The 21,958-nt window shown below is 73.2% G+C and carries 6 protein-coding genes; all 6 read right to left on the reverse strand.

Annotated elements, in window-relative coordinates:
* Positions 1–32: 32 nt before the first annotated feature.
* A complete protein-coding gene (locus tag AC07FT_RS35020) occupies positions 33–1,190 on the reverse strand; it encodes an acyl-CoA dehydrogenase family protein (RefSeq protein WP_479180162.1) in 1,158 nt (385 codons plus the stop codon).
* 43 nt (positions 1,191–1,233) lie between these two features.
* Positions 1,234–9,390, reverse strand: a complete 8,157-nt coding sequence (locus AC07FT_RS35025) for a type I polyketide synthase (RefSeq protein ID WP_479180164.1) — start codon at positions 9,388–9,390, stop codon at positions 1,234–1,236.
* A gap of 196 nt (positions 9,391–9,586) precedes the next feature.
* On the reverse strand, positions 9,587–10,171 hold the full coding sequence (locus AC07FT_RS35030; RefSeq protein ID WP_471201405.1) for a DUF2867 domain-containing protein: 585 nt from the start codon (positions 10,169–10,171) through the stop codon (positions 9,587–9,589).
* Positions 10,172–10,271: 100 nt separating this feature from the next.
* Entirely contained in the window at positions 10,272–11,714 is a 1,443-nt protein-coding gene (locus AC07FT_RS35035) for a cytochrome P450 (protein ID WP_479180167.1), read from the reverse strand.
* Positions 11,715–11,735: 21 nt separating this feature from the next.
* The gene (locus AC07FT_RS35040) at positions 11,736–13,154 is read right to left on the reverse strand and encodes an MFS transporter (protein WP_479180169.1); all 1,419 of its coding nucleotides are present in this window, start codon (positions 13,152–13,154) and stop codon (positions 11,736–11,738) included.
* Positions 13,151–21,931, reverse strand: coding sequence for an alpha/beta fold hydrolase (locus AC07FT_RS35045; protein ID WP_479180170.1), 8,781 nt, complete (start codon positions 21,929–21,931; stop codon positions 13,151–13,153). Before AC07FT_RS35045 ends, AC07FT_RS35040 begins: the two co-directional genes overlap by 4 nt.
* Positions 21,932–21,958: the final 27 nt, after the last annotated feature.

Consider the following 21,958-nt stretch of genomic DNA (forward strand, 5'->3'; position numbering starts at 1 on the left):
GTGTGCGCACCGGGCCCTGTGACCGCGCGTCCCTAGGAGCGGCGCGGCACCGGGATGACATACCGGCTGAAGAGCAGATCGCGCAGGACGTCGTCACCGCCCTCGACCAGGGAGACATAGCGGATGTCACGCATCAGCTTCCCGATGGGCAGGTCATGGGTGTACCCGAGCCCGCCGAACATCTCGGAGCCCACGCTCGCCACGTCCCAGCCGGCCTGACCGCAGAACATCTTGGCGGTCAGGGCGGACTTCAGGGTGCCCTGCCGGTGGAAACTGGCGGCGGCGCCCGGATCGGCCATGATCGCGTCGTAGTCGCGCGCGGCGCGCAGACAGTGGCTCTTCATGACGTCGATCTGCATCTCCATCTGCCCGAGCCGCTGGGCGAAGACGGGGTTCTCCATAAGGACTCCGTCGCGCAGCGGCTTGGTCTTGGCATAGGTCATGCAGTGGTCGCGGATGCGACGGGCGACCCCGATCGCGGTGGCGGCGATCAGGATGCGGCTGGCGTTGAGTCCGATCTCCAGCAGCCGCAGCCCCGAGCCCTCCAGGCGGTTGGCGACCGGCACCCGGCAGCCCTTCAGGCTGACCTGGTAGGTGTACGAGGCGCGCAGACCGATCACGTCCCAGCGCTTCACGATCTCGACACCGGGGGTGTCACGCGGGATCAGCACGGCATGGTACGCCTCGGAGTCCTCGGCCGAACGGGCCACGACGACCAGGAAGTCGGCGAAGTCGGTGTTGGTGGAGAAGAACTTCTCACCGGTCACGACGAGTTCGTCGCCCTCGGTCGCCACCACGGTCTCGATCTTGGCGAGTTCGCTGCCCGCCGACCGTTCACTGCCCAGGGTGGCGCAGAACGAGCCGCGCTCGGCCATGGGCGCCAGATGGCGGGCCTTGAGCTCCTCGGAACCGTACAGCTGCACGATGCTGGTGCCGAGCACCGAGATGAAGAGCGTGAAGGCCACTCCGGCGTCGCCGTAGGAGAGCTCGTTGACGATCTCGACGCTGTCCTCGAGGCTCAGTCCGCGGCCACCGAGCTCCTCCGGCAGCCACCAGTTGGCCAGTCCGGTGTCCCGGAACTTCTCGTAGACGTCCGAGGGCTTCTCCCCGAGCGCGTCGAGTTCCGTGTGTGAGCCGCTGAGACACTCCTTCACGAACGTGCGAACGGCCTTCAGGTCTTCCGGTTTCATCTCTCCACCCTTGTCGAGGTCAGCACACGGGGTCACGCGGTGCTCATTCGGCATTCGCCCGCTGTACGAGCGCCTCGATGTCGAGGTCGTCGATCTCGTCCAGCCCGTCCAGTCCGTCGAGCTCGTCGTCCGGCAGGCCGGCGGGGTCCGCCTCCGCCTGCTCCGGCTCGGGGAACAGCAGTTCCCGCAGCCGCTCCGCCAGCGCGGCGGGCGTCGGATAGTTGTAGATCACCGTGGCCGGGACGTGGACTCCCGTGTCCTGCTTGACCTGGTTGCGGAACTCGACACCGCTGAGCGAGTCGAACCCGATCTCCTGGAACGACATATCGGCGTCGATGTCATCGGCGGACGGATAGCCCAGTACCACGGCCGCGGTCTCCAGCAGCAGGGCGACCAGTTCCTCGCGCTGCTCCTCCGGCGCGAGGAGGGCCAGCCGGCCCGCCATCGGGGACTCCCCGCTCCCCTCGGCGGCGGGCCGCTCGGCGGGCGCGGGCAGCGCGGGCTGGACCAGGGTGCGCAGCAGCGCGGGGACGGTGTCCTGCCACAGAGCGGCCCGTTCGATCTGCACGGGCAGTTGCAGCCGCTCCTCCGCGGCGAGTGCCGCGTCGAACAGGGCGGTGCCGCGCGCCGCCGTCAGGGGTGTCATCCCGTGGCGGCGGAACCGCGCCAGATCGGCCTGGCCGAGGGTGCTCGCCATGCCGAGCTCCCACGGGCCCCAGGCCAGCGAGAGCGCGGGCAGTCCGGCTCCGGCGCGGTGCTCGGCCAGCGCGTCGAGGAACGCGTTGGCCGCCGCGTAGTTGGCCTGGCCCGCGTTGCCGACCACACCCACGACCGAGGAGTACAGCACGAAGGCCGACAGGTCCATGTCCTTGGTGAGTTCGTGCAGATGCCAGGCTGCGTCGACCTTGGGCGCGAACACCCGGTCGATCCGCTCGTCCGTCATCAGCTCCACGGTGGTGTCGTCGAGGACGCCCGCCATGTGCACGACCGCGGTGAGCGGTGCCTCCCGGGGGATCCGCGCGAGCTGTTCGGCCAGTGCCGCGGCGTCGGAGACATCGCAGGCCGCGTGGGTGACGCTGGCACCGAGCTCGGTCAGCTCGGCGGCCTGACCGGCCGCGCCGGAGCGGCTGAGGAGCAGCAGGTTGCGCACGCCGTGTTCGGTGACCAGATGCCGGGCGAGCAGGGCACCCAGACCACCGGTGGCGCCGGTGAGCAGCACGGTGCCGTCCGGGTCCCAGCTCTGCCGTGTGGTGGTGGCGGCGTGCGAGGACACCAGACGCGGCACATAGGTCCGGCCGCGCCGCAGTGCGACCTGGGGCGCCCGGGCGTCCAGGGTCTCCAGGGCGCGCCGTGACTCCTCGCTGCCGTCGGTGTCCACCAGGACGAACTGGTCGGCGTGCTCGGTCTGCGCGGAGCGCACCAGGCCCCAGACCGGTGCGAGGGCCAGATCGGGCGTTTCGCCGGGGAGGACGGCCACGGCGCCCGTGGTCACGAGGGCCAGCGGGCGGTCGTGCGGGGCCTCCAGCCGCCGCTGCACCAGCTCCAGGGCCGCATGGGCACTCGCCCGCGCCGCCGCGGGAGCGTCGCCCGCCCCCGCGGTCCCGATATGCGCGATATCGGCCGTGCCGGCCGGGCCCTGCGGAGTCTGCTCGGCGGGTGCCCAGCGCAGCGCGAACAGGGAGTCGGCCAGGGAGCCCCTGGAGAGCTGGTCCGCCGAAGCGGGCATCAGGGCCAGGGATTCGACGGTGAGCACGGGCGCGCCGTCGGCACCGGTGATGGCGAGTGACACCTCGGTGTCGCTGATCCGGGCGACACGCACCCGCAGCCGGCTTCCGCCGGGCGCGTGGCAGGCGACCCCGGACCAGGAGTAGGGCAGCACCGTATGGGCCGGGTCGTCCGAGACGATCAGCGAGAGCAGCGGGTGCAGCGCGGCGTCGAACAGGGCCGGGTGCACCGCGAACCCGCCCGTGGCGTGCGGTACGTGGTCGGGCAGCCGGACCTCGCCGTAGACCTCGTCACCGAGCCGCCAGAGCGTGTGCAGCCCCTGGAAGGCGGGGCCGTAGCCGTAGCCGCGGTCGACCAGCTCCGGGTAGAAGCCGGACACGTCGACCGGTTCGGCGCCCTGCGGGGGCCAGACGGCCTCGGCGGCGGTGCGGGCAGGGGCCTTGGGGACCACATGCCCGGCGGCGTGCCGGATCCAGGCGCTGGAGACGCCGGAGGCGGGACGGGAGTAGACGCCGATGGGGCGCCTGCCGGTCTTCTGCTCCGCCTCGCCCACGACGACCTGGACCTGTACGGCGCCGTCGGCGAAGGTGAGCGGCGCCTGGAGGGTCAGTTCCTCCAGGGTGTGGCAGTCGGTGCCCTCGATCGCGCGCAGCGCCATCTCCACCACGGCCGCGCCGGGGAACACCGCGTGGCCGTAGATGGCGTGGTCGGTGAGCCAGGGTTCGGTGGCGAGGTCGATCCGCCCGCTGAAGGCCACCTGGTCGCCGACGGCGAGTTCGGTGGCGGCGGACAGGAACGGGTGGCCGACCGGCTGGAGTCCGGCGCCCGCGAGGTCGCCCCGCGGCTTGCCGGACTGCGCCCAGTATCGCTGGTGGTCGAAGGCATAGGTGGGCAGGTCCACGGGGCTGCCCTGGACGCCGACGGCGTCGAGGTAGGCCCGCCAGTCGACCGGGACACCGGCGGTGTGCATACGGGCCAGGCCCTCCGCCGCGGCGCGCGCCTCCGAACGCCCCTTGCGGACGAGGGGGATCGCCGTGAGGTTGGCGTCGGTGAGGGATTCGGCGGCCATGGCGGAGAGGACCCCGTCGGGGCCGACCTCGACCAGTGCCTCGGCCCCTGCCTTCACGGCGGCGGCCACACCGTCGGCGAACCGCACGGCGTCCCGTACGTGGCGCACCCAGTACGCGGGCTGTTCCAGCTCGCCCGGTTCGGCGATGGCGCCGGTCACATTGGACACCACCGCGGTGTGCGCGGGCGTGTAGGCGACCGATTCGGCGACGGTGCGGAACTCGTCCAGCATGGGGTCCATCAGCGGCGAGTGGAAGGCGTGCGAGACGCGCAGCCGGGTGGTCTTGCGCCCCTCGGCGGCCAGCGCCGCGGCCACCTCGGTGACCACCTCCTCCACCCCGGAGATCACCACGGCCGTGGGACCGTTGACGGCGGCGACGGAGACGGCCTCTTCGTGTCCGGCCAGCGCGGCCCGGACCTCGTCCTCGTTCGCCTGTACGGCCACCATGGCACCGCCACGCGGCAGCGCGCCCATCAGGCGTCCGCGCGCGGTGACCAGACGGGCCGCGTCGGCCAGCGAGAACACGCCCGCCACATATGCGGCGGCCAGTTCGCCGATGGAGTGTCCGACGAGCACGGCGGGTTCGACACCGAGGGAGGTCAGCAGCCGGTAGGCGGCCACCTCGAAGGCGAACAGCGCGGGCTGGGTCATCGCGGTCTCGTCCAGCAGCCCGGCCCCCGCGGAGCCGGGTTCGGCCGAGACGATCTCGTCGACCGGCCGCTCCAGCAGGGGGTCGAGCGCGGCGCAGACCTCGCGCCAGGCGTCGGCGAACGCGGGGAAGGCCGCGATGAGTTCCCGGCTCATCCCCAGGCGCTGGCTGCCCTGTCCGGAGAACAGGACGCCGACGGTGGGCGGGGCCGTGGCGTGGCCGGTGACCACACCGGACTCCCGCCGCCCCCGGGCCAGCGCCTCGAGGCCGCCGAGCAGTTCCTCCCGGTCCGTGCCGATGACCACGGCACGGTGGTCGAAGGCGGAGCGCCGGGTGGCCAGGGACACGGCCACGTCGGCCGGGTGCGCCGCGGGGTCCCCGGCGAGCGCGTCGGCCAGTTTGCGGGCCTGTCCGGCCAGCGCCTTGGCGCTGTGCGCCGACACCGGCCACACCGTGGCGCCGCGCGGCGCGGTGGCGGGCGCCGCGACGGGCCCGGCCGGATCGCCCTGCTCGATGATCACGTGGGCGTTGGTGCCGCTGATGCCGAACGAGGAGACCCCGGCGCGCCGGGGGCGGTCCGCCTCCGGCCAGTCGCGCCGTTCGGCGAGCAGCCGTACGGCGCCGGAGGTCCAGTCGACACGGCTGGAGGGACGCTCGGCGTGCAGCGTCCTGGGCAGTACGCCCTCGCGCATCGCCATGATCATCTTGATCACACCCGCGACGCCCGCGGCGGCCTGGGTGTGTCCGATGTTGGACTTCAACGACCCCAGCCACAGCGGGTCCTGGCGGTCCCGGCCGTAGACCGACAGCAGCGCCTGGGCCTCGATCGGGTCACCCAGACCGGTGCCGGTGCCGTGCGCCTCCACCGCGTCCACCTCGGCCGGGGACAGTGCCGCCGCGGCGAGGGCCTGGCGGATCACCCGTTCCTGGGAGGGGCCGTTGGGGGCGGTGAGGCCATTGCTCTCACCGTCCTGGTTGATCGCGCTGCCGCGCAGCACGGCCAGGACACGGCGGCCGTGGCGGCGTGCGTCGGACAGCCGCTCCAGCACCAGCACGCCGACGCCCTCGGACCAGCCGGTGCCGTCGGCGTCGTCGGAGAACGCCTTGCAGCGGCCGTCGGCGGCCAGTCCGCCCTGCCGGGCGAACTCGACGAACATCCCGGGGGTGGACATCACGGTGACGCCACCCGCCAGGGCGAGCGAGCAGTCACCGGAGCGCAGCGCCTGGGCGGCCAGGTGCACGGCCACCAGGGAGGAGGAGCAGGCGGTGTCGACGGTGACGGCCGGTCCCTCCAGTCCGAGGGAGTAGGCGATCCGGCCGGACACCACACTGCCGGAGCCGCCGGTCAGGGCGTGGCCCGCGAGGTTGCCGGACACCTCCTGGAGGCGCGGCAGATAGTCCTGGGCCATGGCGCCCATGTACACCGCGGTGGCGGTGCGGCGCAGGGCGGCGGGGTCCTGGCCCGCGTGCTCCAGCGCCTCCCACACGGCTTCCAGGGCGAGCCGCTGCTGCGGGTCCATGGCGAGAGCCTCGCGCGGGCTGATGCGGAAGAAGCCCGCGTCGAAGTCGGCCGCGCCGTCCAGGAATCCACCGGCGGGAGCGAAGTCGGCGTCCACCTCGACCTGCCAGCCCCGGTCCTCGGGGAAGCCGGTGATGGCGTCGACCCCGTCGGCGACCAGCCGCCACAGGTCCTCGGAGGTGGTCACACCTCCGGGCAGCCGGCAGCTCATGCCGACGATGGCGATCGGATCGTCGTCCGCGGCGGCGCCGGGAACGGCTCCCGCGGCGGAGGAGTCCTCGCCCGGTCCGGTGAACTGCTCACGCAGATGGCGGACCACCGCCGCGGGGGTCGGGTGGTCATAGGCCAGTGAGGCGGGCATCTGCAGACCGGTCGCGGTGTTGAGCCGGTCACGCAGCTGCACGGCGGTCACCGAGTCGAAACCGAGCTCCTTGAAGGTGTTGTCGGTGCCGATCCGCGCGGTGTCGGCGTGGCCGAGCAGCACCGCCGCCTCACCTCGCACCAGCGTCCACAGCTCCTGCTCGGACATCCCGGCGGGAACCGGGGCGGTCCCGGCCGCGGTCACCGCGGTGGCGGCGACCTGCCGTGCGGTGGGCTCCTCGACGGCGGCCCCGTCGACCCAGTGGGTCTCCCGCTGGAAGGCGTAGGTCGGCAGCGGCACCCGACGGGCCCCGGTGAACACCCCGCGCCAGTCCAGGTCGACACCGCGGCTGTACAGCTCGGCCATGGACAGCAGCAGACGGTGCGTCTCGTCCTCGTTGCGGCGCAGCGTGGGCTGTACGACGGCGGAGCCGACGGTGGCCGCGGCGTGCATGGTCAGCACCGGGTGCGGGCTGACCTCCACGAACACCCCGAAGCCGTCATCGGCCAGGGCCTGGACGGTGTCGGCGAAGCGCACCGGCTCGCGCAGGTTCCGGTACCAGTACTCGGCGTCCAGCGTGGCGGGGTCGACGCGTCCGGCGACGACGGTGGAGTAGAACGCGACACCGGTGTCGGTGGTGGCGGCGCCCGCCACTCCGTCGAGGACCTCGTCCCGGATCGACTCCACGTGGTCGCAGTGGGAGGCGTAGTCGACGGGGACGACACGGGCGCGGATGTCCCGGGCCTGGCAGTCGGCGACGGCGGCGCGGACCCCGTCGGGGTCGCCCGAGATCACCACGGTCCCGGGCGAGTTCACGGCGCCGATGGAGACCCGCGACTGGTCGACCTGGTCGGCGGGCAGGTCCAGGACGGCCATCAGGCCCCGCCCGGACAGCTTCTCGGTGATGATCCGCGCACGGGCGACGATCAGGCGGATGCCGTCGGCCAGCGAGAGGATGCCCGCCGCGGTGGCGGCGGCGATCTCGCCCTGGGAGTGGCCGATCACGGCGTCCGGCTCCAGACCCGCCGCACGCCACACCTCGGCCAGGGAGACCATGACCGCGAACAAGGCGGGCTGGACGACGTCCATGCGGGTCAGGGCGTCCTCGTCGCCGAGCACCTCGCGCAGCGAATAGCCGCCGAACTCCCGCAGCAGCGCCTCGCACTCGTCCATCCGGGCGGCGAACACCTCGTTGGCGTCCCACAGGCCCTTGGCCATACCGACCCAGTGGGCGCCCTGGCCGGAGAACACCCACACCACACGGCCGCCCTCGGCGGCGGTGCCGGTGACCACCCGCGGTGAGGGTGTGCCCTCGGCCAGCGCGGCCAGGCCGTCGAGCAGTTCCGCCCGGTCGGCGGCGAGGACCACGCCCCGGCTCTTGAGCGAGGAGCGGGTGGTGGCCGTGGAGAAGCCCACGTCCAGCGGGCTCAGCGCGGTGTCCTCAGCGACCCAGTCGTGCAGCCGCCGGGCCTGGGCGCGCAACGCCTGCGGGGTGCGGGCGGACACCAGTACCGGGACCGGAGTGCCGGTCACGGCGGGCTCCTCGGCCCGCGGCGCGGGCTCCGGGTCGGGCGCGGTCTCCGGATCGGGCGCGGCGACGACGAGGTGGCAGTTGGTGCCGCCGATACCGAAGGAGCTGACACCGGCCAGCCGGGGCTCGTCGGGCCAACGGGCGGCGTCGGCGTTGACCCGCAGCTTCCACTCGTCCAGCGGGATGTCCGGGTTCGGACTGCGGTAGTTGAGGCTGGCGGGCAGCACACCGTGGCGCACCGAGAGCGCGACCTTGATGAGGCCGAGCACACCCGCGGCGGCGTCCAGATGGCCGATGTTGGTCTTCACCGATCCGACCAGCAGGGGTCGTCCGGTGTCACGGCCCTCGCCGAACACGGCGGCCAGGGCGCTCGCCTCGACGGGGTCACCCGCCCGGGTGCCGGTGCCGTGCAGTTCGACGTAGCCCACCCGCTCGGGGGCGACTCCGGCGGCCCGGTAGGCCCCGCGCAGCAGGGCGCCCTGCGCCTCGGCGCTGGGCACGGTGAGCGCGCCGGGGCCGTCGTGGTTGACGGCGCCGCCGAGCAGGACGCAGTACACCTGGTCGCCGTCGGCCACCGCGTCGGCCAGGCGCTTGAGCACGACCACGCCCGCGCCCTCACCACGGACGAAGCCGTTGGCGCGGGCGTCGAAGGTGTGGCTGAGGCAGTCCGGCGAGAGCGCCCCGGAACGGGCGAAGGCGATGGTGCTCTCCGGCACCAGGTTCAGGTGCACACCGCCCGCCAGGGCCGTGCGCGCGGCTCCGGACCGCAGGCTCTCGCACGCCATGTGTACCGCGACGAGGGAGGAGGACTGCGCGGTGTCCACCGTCAGACTCGGTCCGTGCAGGCCGAGTTGGTGGGACAACCGGTTGGCGATCAGACCGCGGCTCAGCCCGGCGATCGAATGGTGGGTCAGCGCGTCACCGCCGTGCCGGTGCACCAGGGAGGCGTAGTCGTCGCCGGTGGCGCCCAGGAACACCGCGGTGGCACTGCCGCGCAGGCTCTCGGGCGGGAGGAAGGCATCTTCCAGCGCCTCCCAGCCCAGTTCGAGCACCATGCGCTGGCGCGGGTCCATCACCGCGGCCTCTCTCGGGGAGATCCCGAAGAAGTCCGCGTCGAAGTCGGCGACGCGGTCCACGAAACCGCCCCGTGGGTGCCGCGCCAGCTCGGCGATCCCGGTCGGCCACCGGTCGGCCGGTCCGTCCGCGATCGCGTGCTCTCCCGCTTCCAGCAGCCTCCAGAAGGAGCGCACATCCTCGGCACCGGGAACCCGGCACGACATTCCAATGACGGCGACGGCATCGGGACCCACACCGGTGAGCCCCTGCCCGCACTCGTTCACGCCCATAGAGCTCCAGCCCTCTCTTACCCCTTTGACTGCACGATCCGCGAACGGGCCCCGTGGATACACTTCAGGACGTTTTTTCGCGGACGCGGCGCCCGGGCGGCGGGCGGGGGCGGGGTGTCCGCCCCCGCTCACACGCGATGTGGCCGCGCCGGGGATCCGGCGCGGCCACATCGTTCAGGTGCTGGTCAGAGGAGTTTCAGCGGGGTGTGCTCGTATGCCAGGAGCGGCCGATCGCCTTGACCAGGGACGGCGTCACGAAGATGCGCCGGAAGGGCAGGATGGCGGGCATATACACCTTGCCGAGGAACCCCTTCTTGCGCACCAGCACGGCCATCTGCGCGTGGTGCCTGCCGTTCCCGTCGTCCACCCAGCCGATGTGCATCGCGGCGTGCACGGTCTTGTTGACGACCTCGGTGACCCATTCGTCGGAGGTCTGGAAGACCGACTTCATCGGCACGGTCTTCAGGTCCGGGCCGCGCCGGCCGTTGAGCAGATCATCCGTCAGCCGGTCCCGCAGGGAGGGGTTGCGCGGGCCGACCCCGTGCTTCTCCTTGTCCCAGCCGAGCAGGGCACCGAGCCGCCAGCGGATGGCGAACAGCACCTTGTACATCGGCGACGGCGCGAAATCGGACCCGTCACCGTCGAACTGCCTTACCAGCAGCGCCAGATCGTCCGGGCCCCCGGGGGTGTCCAGGTCCCATACGTCCTCGACCTCGAAGTCCTTGATGAACTCGTGGACCCTCCACGGCCGCTCGGTGAACGCGGTGTTCGGGAGCCTCATCCAAACCTCCATCTCATGTGCGGCGCGAGCGGACCGCCGAGGTGTGAACCCCGGCCACGCGCGGCGGAACCAACCTACCGGGGGCGCTCGCCCGCGGGGCTCAGCCCGCGCCGATTCCGGCCGTCGCCCTGCGCGGACGGAACACCATCCGGGCACCGTTCCGCGGGATGTTGACGACCGTCCGGCTGTGCGCCGACTCCGGCTTGGCGTCGGCCCGCTCGACGTCACACGTGGTCAGGATCTCGGTCAGGGTGGCCTTGAGCTCCATGAGCGCGACCCGGTCGCCCAGGCAGCGGGTGTGACCGCCGCCGAACGGGATCCAGGTGTGCGAGGCGGGCTTGACGCCGAGGAAGCGCTCCGGCTTGAACTCATCCGGCTGCGGGTAGTTGTGCTCGTCCCGGTTGAGCAGGTAGGCGCTGGCCCACAGCCGGTCGCCGGGCTGGTAGCGCACCCCGCCGATCTCGATCGGCTTGACCACCTCGCGGGGGACGATCTGCTGGATCGGCGGGCCGAGCCGCAGCACCTCGTGCACCACGGCGGTCAGGTACTTGTCACCCGCGCCCTCCGCCATCTCCTCACGCAGCCGCTCCACCACGTGGGGAGCGTGGGTGAGGTACTCCATGGCCCAGCAGATGGCCGAGGCGGTGGTCTCGGTACCGGCCAGGAACTGGGTCATGATCTCGTCGCGCATCTCGACCCGGCTGGGCTTGGTGCCGTCCGCGTTGGTGATGCCCAGCATCACGCCCAGCAGATCGTCGCCGACCGCGCCGGAGCGCTCGCGCTGCTCGATGGCCGCGTCCACCATCGCGTGGACCCGGGCGCGGCGGGTGAGGAACTCGTTCACACCGTTGGGCCGGAACAGCCGCATGCGCTTCATCTTGCCGTCGGGGAGGATATGGAACGGCTTCATGGTCGACGGGCGGGAGTTGAACTCCAGCATCTTCATCACCTCCTCGAACATCGCGTCCTCGTTCGCCGGACGGTGCTCACCGAAGAGCACTTCGAGGATGACCTTGGTGGTGTAGTGGTGGGCGAACCGGTGGACCGCGAAGGCCCGGTCGCGCGGCCAGGAGGCGACCGTCTCCCTGGCCAGCCGGTACACCTCCTTCTCCACACGCTTGAGCGCGTCACCGCGGAAGCTGGGCATCACACTGCGCCGCCGCGCGGTGTGCTCCTCCTCGTCCAGCCAGGCCAGACCGTTCTGGCCGGTCCACTTCTCGATGGGGGTGTTGCTGGAACCGGTGTGCAGCACGTCCCGGGGAGCCAGGAACATCTGCTTGACGTCCTCCGGTGCCGAGATCACGTACAGCGGGACACCGGGGATGATCGTCACGCGGAACCGGCTGCCGTGGGTGGCGCGGGCCTTCTTCAGGAACGGCTCCGGACGGGCCCAGATGCTGAGCACCTGACGCATGCGCGCCATGTCCACGGCGGGCAGCGCGGTGGACGGGATGACCTCCTTCGGAGCCGGTGAGGAGTGGTCTATCGGGCACTTGCCCCCGGATGCGACCGCCGCGTCGTGAGCGTTGCTGGAGTGGTCCATTTCGCTGGTTACCTTGCTTCCTTATCTCGTTGCCGCTTGGGTCACGTGCTCTGACTGGTTGCCGCCGCCCGTGCCGGGCGGGGCGGACGGTCTCACCGGGCCGATCGCGAACAGGGCGAGCCCGCTGACGAGGCTGGCGCCGGTCATGATCATGAATGCGGTGCGGAAGTCGGAGAGGCCGGGCACACCGTCGAGCACGGAAGCGATCACGGCGACACCGACGGCCATGCCGATCTGACGGGACATCGAGGACATCCCCGTGCCGGTGGCCACGCGCTCCGGTGGCAGGGACAGGGTCGACGCCGCGGCCAGCGGCGGCAGGATGAGGCCGAAGCCGATGCCGCCGATGATCGCACCGGGCAGGAAGTGGCCGGTGAAGTCCGGGGTGGCGTCCAGCGCGAACGTCCACCACAGGCCACCCGCCGCGAAGAGCACCCCGCCGGCCAGTCCGACCAGGTGCGCCCCGTAACGGACCGCCAGGATACCGCTGGGCACGGCGAACACGGTGGCCGACAGCGGCCCCGGGGCGATCTCCAGGGCGCCGCGCAGGGTGGTGTGCCGCCAGACCTGGGTCAGGAACAGGATGGTGGACATGGCCATCGCCCCGACGCCCACGAAGAAGAAGCCGGTGGCGATGTTGCCCAGGGCCACGGGCCGGATCCTGAGGACGGCGGGTTCGATGACCGGCGCGGGATGGCGCAGCCCACGGCGCACCGTATAGGCCAGGCCGACCGCGCCCGCCACCGACAGACCGATGACCTGGGCGCTGTCCCACCCCCACACCTGTCCCTGGGAGATGGTGGCGACGATGGCGGCGACGGACGCCGCGAGCACCGCGATACCGAGCAGGTCCGGGACCGGTCCGCCCTCGGTGGCGGACCGGCTCAGCGACCAGCCGCCGATCAGCAGCGCCGCCGCCCCGAGGGGCAGGTTGACCACGAAGACCCAGCGCCAGTCGATCTCCGCGAGCAGTCCGCCGAGCGGCAGCGCGGCGGCGGAGCCGACACCGCCGACCGCGGTCCACAGTCCGATGGCGACACCCCGCCGCGACGGCGGGAACAGCCCGAGCAGCAGGCCCAGCGAACTGGGCGCCATCAACGCGGCGCCCACGCCCTGGAGGGCCCGCGCGATCACGAGCACCTCCAGGTCGGGCGCCGCCGCGCAGGCCGCGGACACGGCGGTGAACAGCCCGAGGCCCAGCAGGAAGACCCGCTTGCGCCCGGACCGGTCGGCCCAGCGGCCGCTGGGCAGCAGCAGCGCGGCGAAGGTGATCGCGTAGGCGCTCATCACCCATGACAGATCGGTGAGACTCGCCGAGGAGAAGGACTCCTGCATGCTGGGGAAGGCGATGTTCACGATCAGCATGTCCACCGCGGAGATGAACACCCCGACGAGGACGACCGCGATGGACATCCCCCGGCGCAACCCGTCGCCCCTCATGCCTCGATCCACCTTTCGATCGCGTCCGCGGTATCCGCCGCGGCGGCTTCGATCAGGGCGAAGTGGTCGGCGTCGACCTCGACGTGATCGTCCGTGGTCTGCCAGCGCGGTCCGTCCGGCGCCACCGTGCCGCCGAGCGGCCGGGCCGCCCGGACCATCAGGGTCCTGGCCGACACCGGCTCCGGCCGGTGGCCGGTGAACAGGGGCAGGTAGGCGCCCATGGACAGCCAGCTCGCGTCGTCGATCGAGACCGCGCGCCGCTCCTGGGTGAGGATCTCCGCCAGCATGCCGGCGAACACCCGGCCCGTCGCGTCCTCATCCCCTTCGTCGCCCACGTCGCCGTCGAGCGCCAGTGTGTCGATCATGGCGATTCCGGCGAGCGCGGCCCCGGAGGACTCCAGACGCTCGGCCAGCGAACGCGCCACCACACCGCCCATCGAGTAGCCGACCAGAACGAACGGGGCGTCACCGACGGCCGCGCGGATCGCACCCTCCAGGACCTCCACGGCCGTCTCCCGGGACCTCGGGGAGAGTCCGGTTCCGAAGCCCGGCAAGGAGCAGACGTGGACGTCCCGCACTCCCTCGAACCGGTCGGCCAGGCGCATGAACTGTTCCTGGCCCGAGCCGACCACGTACACATAGGACGGTACGCAGACGACCTTCACCCGGCCCGGCCCGGAGGCCAGCTGCGCCAGACGGCCGTCACCGTCGGGCAGTTCGGCCGCCGAGGAGAACACCGGCCTGGTGTGCGCGGCGTCCAGCAGCCTCCGCAGCGCCTCCGGCAGGGTCCCGTCGCCGGCGGCCTGCCGGAGCCGCAGGCTGACGGTCTCCCCGGCGGCCTCGGGTGCCCCGGTGTCCGGTGCTCCCGAGCCGACCCGCTTGAGCAGCTGCCGGGCGATCTCCGCCGGAGTCGGGTGCTCGAACACGAAGGAGACGGGCAGCCGCAGGCCGGTGGCCTGCGAGAGCCGGTTGCGCAGGCCCACCGCGCTCATCGAGTCCATGCCGAGCTCCTTGAGCCTGCGCTCGACGTCGATCGTGTCGTCGGCGTCATGGCCGAGCACGGCCGCGACATGGGCCGTGACGAGCTCCAGTACGACCCGTTCGCGGTCCGCCTCGGAGACGTCCGCGAGCCGCTGGGCCAGCGACCCGCCGCCCGTCTCGCGCGGGGCGGGCAGCCGGACCAGTCCGCGCAGCAGCGCGGGCAGCGTGCGCTCACGGGCCTGGGCCCGCAGCGCCGCCGGGTCGAGCTGGACCGGGGCCAGCAGGGCGGCGTCCGTGGCGAGGGCCTGGTCGAACAGCGCCAGCGCGCGCTCGGCGGACAGTCCGGCGGTCCCGGGGGACACGGGGTCGCCCTCCCACGGGCCCCACGCCAGGGCGGTGCCCGTGAGTCCGGCCGCGCGGCGCCCGCGCACCAGCGCTTCGGCGGCCGCGTCGGCCGCCGGGTCCTGGGCCGTGCCGCCCCCGAGGGAGGCGAACGAGGAGAACACCACGAAGGCGGTGAGGCCGGTCCGTTCGGTCAGCGCGTGCAGCCGCCGGCCCAGCTCAAGCCCCTCGGGCTCGCCACCGGTGTGTACGACGGCGGCCAGAGGCCGCTCCAGGGACCCGATCACCTCGGCCAGCCGGTCGGGCCCGCAGGTCTCGACACGCGCCCGCGCACCGAGCTCCGCCAGCTCCGCGACCAGCGCGTCCGCGGTGTCACCGGACGGGCCCAGCAACAGCAGCTCGCGCACCCCGTGGTGGGCGGCCAGATGACGGGCCAGCGAGGCGCCCATGGCGGTCGTCCCACCGGTGATCAGCACGGGGCCGCCGGAGTCCGCCCATCGGGGTCCGCCGGTGGCACCGGCCGGGACCAGCGCCAGCCGGGGTGCCAGGAACTGACCTGCCCGGAGCGCGAGTTGGGGTTCGTCGGCGCCGAGGACCACGTCCCACGCGGGTCCGGTGTCCCCGTCCACCTCCACGTCCACATCCACCACGAGGAACCGGCCCGGGTGCGCGGACTGCGCGGCCCGCAGCACGCCCCAGACGGCCGCCTGCGCCGGGTCGGGGACCTCTCCGTCCCGGACCGCCACCGCGCGGCGGGTCGCCACGGCCAGCACGGCGTCACCGGCCGGACCGTGGTCCGCCCAGCGCCGCACCAGGGCCGTGGCCGCGTCGGCCGCGCCCCGCACCGCCGCGGGACCCTCCCCGGTGGATGTGCCGACCACCGTGAGGACGGCCTGTGGTACCGCGGCTCCCCCGGCCAGCGCCCGTTCCAGGTCGGCCAGATCGGTGTAGCGCTCCGCCGCTCCCCCGGCCACCGCGCCCAGCGCGGCCAGCCGCACCGGGGCGGTGCGACCCGGCTGGACCGGAGCCCAGTCGACGCGGTACAGCGAGCTCTGCCCGCGGCGCAGCTCCTCGAGATGGGCGGGATCGACGTCGTGGAAGGCGACCCGGTCCACACCGAGCACCAGCGCGCCGTCCTCGCCGAACACCTCGAGCCGCAGCGTGTCGCCGTCGGAGGTGAGGTGCGCACGGCCGGCGGTGGCACCGGTCGCGGCCAGCCGCACCCCGGACCAGGAGACCGGCAGCCTCGGCGTGTCCTGCTCCGTGAAGCCCGACTGGCCCGCGTGCAGCGCTGATTCGAACAGCGCCGGATGCACACCGAAGTCCGCCCCGCCGAGGTCCTCGGGCAGCGCGAGCTCGGCGTACAGCTCGCCGCCGGAGCGCCACAGCGCCCGTACCCCGTGCAGTGCCGGACCGCAGTCCAGACCGAGACCGGCCAGCGCGGTGTAGAGCCCGTCCACCGGCACCGGCTCGGCCCCGGCGGGCGGCCACTGGCCCGCCCAGCCCACGGCGGGCTCGGTGTCCGGCGCCAGCCAGCCGGTGCAGTGGCGGGTGGATCCGGCGCGCTGGTCACCGTCCTGGCGCGAGTGGACCGCCACCGGGCGGCGGCCGTCGGCGCCGGGGGCGCCCACGATCGCCTGGATCTGCAACGCGGCGCCGTCCGGCAGCAGCAGCGGCGCCTCGAACATCATCTCGTCGAGCAGCGGCGCCCCGACCCCGCGGCCCGCTGCCAGCGCCAGTTCGACCAGCGTGGTGTTGGGGGCGACCGGCAGACCGAACGCGGCGTGGTCGCGCAGCCAGGGCTGGGACTCATGGGACAGCCTGCCGGTGAGCACCCACTCGTCCCGGTCGGCGAGCTGCATCCCCGCAGTGAGGACCGGGTGCTCGACCCGGCCGAGACCGGCGGCGGCCGGATCGCCCGCGGTGGTCCGGCTCACGCTCGGCCAGTACCGCTTGCGCTGGAAGGCGTATGTGGGCAGCGGCACCCGCCGGGCGCCGGAACCGGCGAAGCAGGCGGCCCAGTCGACCTTCACCCCGGCGATATGCGCCTCGGCGAGGGAGAGCAGGAACCGCTTCATCCCGCCGTGGTGGCGCCGCAGCGAGCCGACGACACCGACGCGGCTCGCACCGGTGGCGGCGACGGTCTCCTCCATCGCCACGCCCAGCACCGGGTGCGGGGACATCTCCAGGAAGCATCCGGTGCCGTGCTCGGTGAGCGCGCGGATCGCGGGCTCGAAGCCGACCGGGTTGCGCAGGTTGCCGTACCAGTACGCGGCGTCCATGGTGGCGGTGTCGACGAACGCGCCGAGCGAGGTGGAGTACAGCGGGACGTTCCCGCCGCGCGGCTCGACCGGGGCGAGCGCCTCCAGCATCTCGTCGCGGGCCACTTCCACATGCGGTGAGTGCGAGGCGAAGGTGGCCGGGACCCGCTTGGCCCGGATGTCCTCACGGTCGCAGCGCTCCACCAGGGTGGCGATCGCGTCCAGGTCGCCGGCGACGATGACCGCCGCGGGACCGTTCACGGCCGCCACGGTGATCCGGCCGTCGTAGGGCGCGATCAACTCCTCGACCCGCTCCACCGGCACGGCGAGCGACGCCAGGCAGCCGGTGTCCATCAGCTGTTCGTGGGCGATCCGGCTGCGGACGGCGATGATGCGGGCCGCGTCGCGCAGCGACAGACCACCGGCCACGTAGGCGGCGGCGATCTCGCCCTGCGAGTGGCCGACCACCGCGGACGGCTCGACACCGTGGGAGCGCCACAGCGCCGCCAGCCCCACCATCACGGCGAACAGCGCGGGCTGGACCACGTCGACCCGCTTCAGGGAGGGCGCGTCCGGCGCACCCCGCAGCACATCCTCCAGGCGCCAGTCGACGAACTCCGAGAGCGCCGCGCCACAGTCGGCGATCTCGGCCGCGAACACCGGTGAGGTGTCGAGCAGTTCGACGGCCATGCCCTCCCACTGGGCACCCTGGCCCGGGAACACGAACACCGGTTTGGCGCCGGTGGTGGCGGGACGGCCGTGAGCGGTCCGCTCGGTGACCTCACCGACGGCGAACGCGGCCAGTTCGCCGACCAGTTCCTCACGGTCGGCGGCCACCAGCACCGCGTGGTGCTCCAGGGCCGCCCGCGAGGTCAGCTGGGAGTGCCCGATGTCGAGCGGGGAGAGCCCGGGGTCGGCCACCAGATGCCGCCGCAGGCGCTCGGCCTGGGCGCGTACGGCCGCCTCGGTGCGCGCGGAGAGCAGGACCGGGACGGCGGGAGCCGCGGTGGTGCCGGCCGCGGCGGCCGGGGTCTCGTCCGCGCCCGGCGCCTCCTCGACGATGATGTGCGCGTTGGTGCCGCTCACTCCGAACGACGACACGCCCGCGCGGCGGGGCCGGCCGGTGCTGGTCCACTCCCGTGCCTCGGTCAGCAGCTCGACCTCGCCCGCCTCCCAGTCGATGTGCGGGGAGGGCGCGTCCACGTGCAGCGTCCGCGGCAGCTGTCCGTGCCGCATCGCCATCACCATCTTGATGAGTCCGGCGACACCGGACGCGCCCGAGGTGTGGCCGATGTTGGACTTGATGGAGCCCAGCCACAGCGGGTCCCCGTCGCGCTCCTGGCCGTAGGTGGCGAGCAGTGCGTGGGCCTCGATCGGGTCACCGAGGACGGTGCCGGTGCCATGGCCCTCGACCGCGTCCACCTCCGACGGCGAGAGCCCGGCGTTCGCCAGCGCCTGCCGGATCACCCGCTCCTGGGAGGGACCGTGGGGCGCGGTCAGACCGTTGCTCGCACCGTCCTGGTTGATGGCGGTGCCCCGGATCAGTCCGAGGATCTTCCGGCCGTTGCGCTTGGCGTCCGACAGCCGCTCCAGCACCACCAGGCCCAGACCGTCGGAGAAACCGGTCCCGTCGGCCGACGCCGCGTACGCACGGCAGCGGCCGTCCGGGGAGTTGGCGCCCTGGCGGCTGAACTCGGTCATGGTGATCGGCGTCGTCATGAACGTGACGCCGCCCGCCAGCGCGAGCGAGCACTCGCCCGCGCGCAGCGCCTGCGCCGCCATGTGCAGCGCGACACCGGAGGAGGAGCAGGCCGTCTCCACCGACACCGCGGGACCCTCCAACCCCAGGGTGTAGGCGATACGGCCGGACGCGACGCTCGACATGGTGCCGGTGACGCGGTAGCCCTCGTACTCGGCGGGCACGAGCATGCTGTAGTCGGAGCCGGTGATGCCGACGAAGACGCCGGTGTCGGTGCCGCGCAGGGAGGTCGGGGCGATCCCGGCGTGCTCCAGGGTCTCCCAGGAGGTCTCGAGCAGCAGTCGCTGCTGCGGGTCCATGGCCACGGCCTCGCGCGGACTGATGCCGAAGAACTCGGCGTCGAAGTCGCCCATGCCCGTGAGGAACCCGCCGCCGGAGGAGGAGGTAGTACCGACCCGCTCACCGTCCGGGCTGTACAGCCGCTCCAGGTCCCAGCCCCGGTCGGCCGGCAGCGGACCGATCACATCACGGCCTTCGGCCACCAGCTGCCACAGGTCCTCGGCGGAGGTGACACCGCCGGGGTAGCGGCAGCCGATGCCGACGATGGCCAGCGGCTCGTCCACCGCCCCGCGCCGCTTCCGCGCGGCCGGGAGGTCGGCCTGCGCCGGGCCGTCGACGTGCTGGAGCAGCAGCCGGGTGACGGCCTCGGGGGTGGGGTGGTCGAAGACGACGGTGGCGGGCAACGCCACCCCGGTGCTCCGGGAGAGCCGGTTGCGCAGTTCGACCGCGCTGACGGAGTCGAAGCCGAGCTCCTTGAAGGCCCGTTCACCGTCCACCTCGTCGGCGGAGTCATGGCCCAGCACGGAGGCGACCTGAGCCCGCACCAGTTCGAGCACCACACCGTGGCGCTCCGTCTCCGCCACCCCGTCCAGACGCCGCGCCAGGGTGCCGCCGGACGCGGCACGCCGGGCGGGGACCCGGACGAGGCCGCGCAGGACGGCGGGCAGCAGTCCGGCACGGGCCTGTTCACGCAGCACGGCCGGGTCCAGTTCGACCGGGGCCAGCAGCGGTGCGTCCTCGGCGAGACCGCGGTCGAACAGGTCGAGTCCGAGCTCGGTGGTCAGCGGAAGGATTCCGGCCTGCGCGACGAGCATGGGGTCGGCCGCACCGGTTTCATCGATGCCGCGGCCGTCGGCCCAGAAGCCCCAGGCGAGCGCGGTGCCGGGGAGCCCGGCCGAACGGCGGGCGCTCACCAGCGCCGCCAGGGCCGCGTCGGCCGCCGAGGCGGCCGCCTGGCCCGGGATACCGACGAGCCCCTCGAAGGCGGAGAACGTCACGAACGCGGAGAGGTCCGCGTCCGCGGTCAGTTCGTGCAGCTGCCACGCCGTGTCCACGGTGGCTCGCAGCACCGTCTCCAGACGTTCCTCGGAGAGGTTCTCGATCAGACCCGCGTCGGGCACCACCGCGGTGTGCACGACGGCCGTCAGCGGGTGCTCCAGGGAGCCCAGCAGCGCGGCCAGTTGGTCGCGGTCGGTGACGTCGCAGGGCACGACGCGCACCCGCGAGCCGAGGTACACCAGCTCGGCGGTCAGCCTGTCGGCCTGACCGCCGGGGGCGGCCACCACCAGGTGGCGGGCCCCGTGGTGGGTGACGAGACGCTCGGCGAACGGGGCGCCGAAGCCACCGGTGAGCAGGACGGTGCCGTCGGGGTCCAGCGGCCGAGGGCGGTCCGCGGCCGCGCCGGACACCCGGGCCAGCCGGGGGGCCAGCGCCTTGCCCTCGCGCACGGCCAGCTGCGGTTCGCCGAGGCCGTGCAGCGCGCCCCACTCCGGCTCCCCGTCGGCGTCCACCAGGTCCACCAGCTGGAAGCGGCCGGGGCGTTCGGACTGTGCGGCGCGGAGGACACCCCACACCGCTGCCTGCGCGGCATCGGGAGCCTCGTCCGCGACGGCCACCGCGCCACGGGTGACCAGGATCAGCGTGGCCTCGCCCAGCGATTCGGCGGCCAGCCAGCGCCGCACCAGGGTCGCTGCCCGTACGGCGGCCTCGCGCACCGCCGCGGGGGTCTCCCCGGCGGGGGTGTCGATCGTGGTCAGCACCGTCTGCGGGACGGGTGCGCCCTCCGCGACGGCTGTTTCGAGCGCGGCGAGGTCATGGTGACGCTCGGCCGCCCCGCCGGTCCCGCCGACCTGGCCCAGAGCGGCCAGCCGCACCGGCTTGGCCGCGCCGGCCGTGACGGGCGTCCAGTCCAGCCGGAACAGTGCGTTCTGACCACGGCGCAGCTCCCCGAACCGGGCCGGGTCGGCGGCCCGTACGACGATCCGGTCGATATGTGCCACGGGAGCGCCCTCGGCGTCGAAGACGTCGAGCCGCACCGCGCCCTCGCCGAGCGGGACGATCCGCGTACGGGCCCGCGCGACCCTGTCGCCCACGAGCCGCACACCCGACCAGGACGCCACCGACGGTGCCTTGTCGGCGGAGGGCCGGGGCGCGGTGTGCAGCGCGGACTCCAGCAGGGCGGGGTGGAGGGCGAAGCCGCCGGGCTCGGTGCCGTCGGGCAGCGCGAGTTCGGCGTACACCTCACCGTCGACGGTCCACGCCGACTGCGCGCACTGGAGCAGCGGGCCGCAGTCGAGGCCGAGTTCGGCCAGGGTGGTGTACAGGGTGTCCACCGACATCGCCTCTGCCTCGGCGGGAGGCCACTCGCCCAGCCGGGCGGAGCGGGGCTCGGCGTCGGGGGCGATCCGGCCGCGCGCGTGCAGGACGGGGTCGGCGGACTGCTCGTCGTCGTCCGTCCGCGAGTAGACGGCCACCTCACGGCGGCCGTCGGCGTCGGCCGGACCGAGCGTGATCTGCACCGGTACGTCGGTGTCGTCGGCGAGTGCGAGCGGTGTGTCGAGGGTGAGTTCCTCGACCAGGTCGCAGCCCACGTGGCGGGCCGCGGACAGGACCAGTTCCATCAGCGCGGCGCCGGGCAGAGTGACCGTGCCGAACAGCGCGTGGTCACGGGTCCACGGCTGTCCCTGCTGGGAGACCCGGCCGGTGAGCACCCACTCGTCGCGGTCGCCCACCCGCACGGCGGCGGCGAGGACGGGGTGTTCGACCCGGCCGAGACCGGCCGCCGTGGCGTCGGCGAGACCGGTGGCGTCCAGCCAGTAGCGCTTGTGCTGGAAGGCGTAGGTGGGCAGGGGGACACGGCGGGCGCCGGAGTCGGCGAAGCAGGCAGCCCAGTCGGTCTTCACACCCGCGGTGTGCGCCTCGCCCAGCGAGAGCAGGAAGCGGGCGAGGCCGCCTTCGTCGCGGCGCAGGGAGCCGACCACGCCGACACGGCCCGCCGGACCGTGAGCGGTGACGGTCTGCTCCACGGCCATGGCGAGCACGGGGTGCGGAGACATCTCCAGGAAGCACCCGGCGCCGTGGTCGATCAGGGCGCGGACGGCGGGTTCGAAGCCGACCTGGCCACGCAGATTCCGGTACCAGTACCCGGCATCCATGGTGCCGGTGTCCAGGAAACCACCCGT

The organism is Streptomyces sp. NPDC045899 (assembly GCF_056431485.1).

What these genes read in the sequence shown, in the direction of transcription:
- AC07FT_RS35045 (WP_479180170.1), bottom strand. Translation starts at nt 21,931, where the DNA reads ATGGATGCCGGGTACTGGTACCGGAATCTGCGTGGCCAGGTCGGCTTC.
- AC07FT_RS35035 (WP_479180167.1), bottom strand. Translation starts at nt 11,714, where the DNA reads ATGGACCACTCCAGCAACGCTCACGACGCGGCGGTCGCATCCGGGGGC.
- AC07FT_RS35040 (WP_479180169.1), bottom strand. Translation starts at nt 13,154, where the DNA reads ATGAGGGGCGACGGGTTGCGCCGGGGGATGTCCATCGCGGTCGTCCTC.
- AC07FT_RS35020 (WP_479180162.1), bottom strand. Translation starts at nt 1,190, where the DNA reads ATGAAACCGGAAGACCTGAAGGCCGTTCGCACGTTCGTGAAGGAGTGT.
- AC07FT_RS35025 (WP_479180164.1), bottom strand. Translation starts at nt 9,390, where the DNA reads ATGGGCGTGAACGAGTGCGGGCAGGGGCTCACCGGTGTGGGTCCCGAT.
- AC07FT_RS35030 (WP_471201405.1), bottom strand. Translation starts at nt 10,171, where the DNA reads ATGAGGCTCCCGAACACCGCGTTCACCGAGCGGCCGTGGAGGGTCCAC.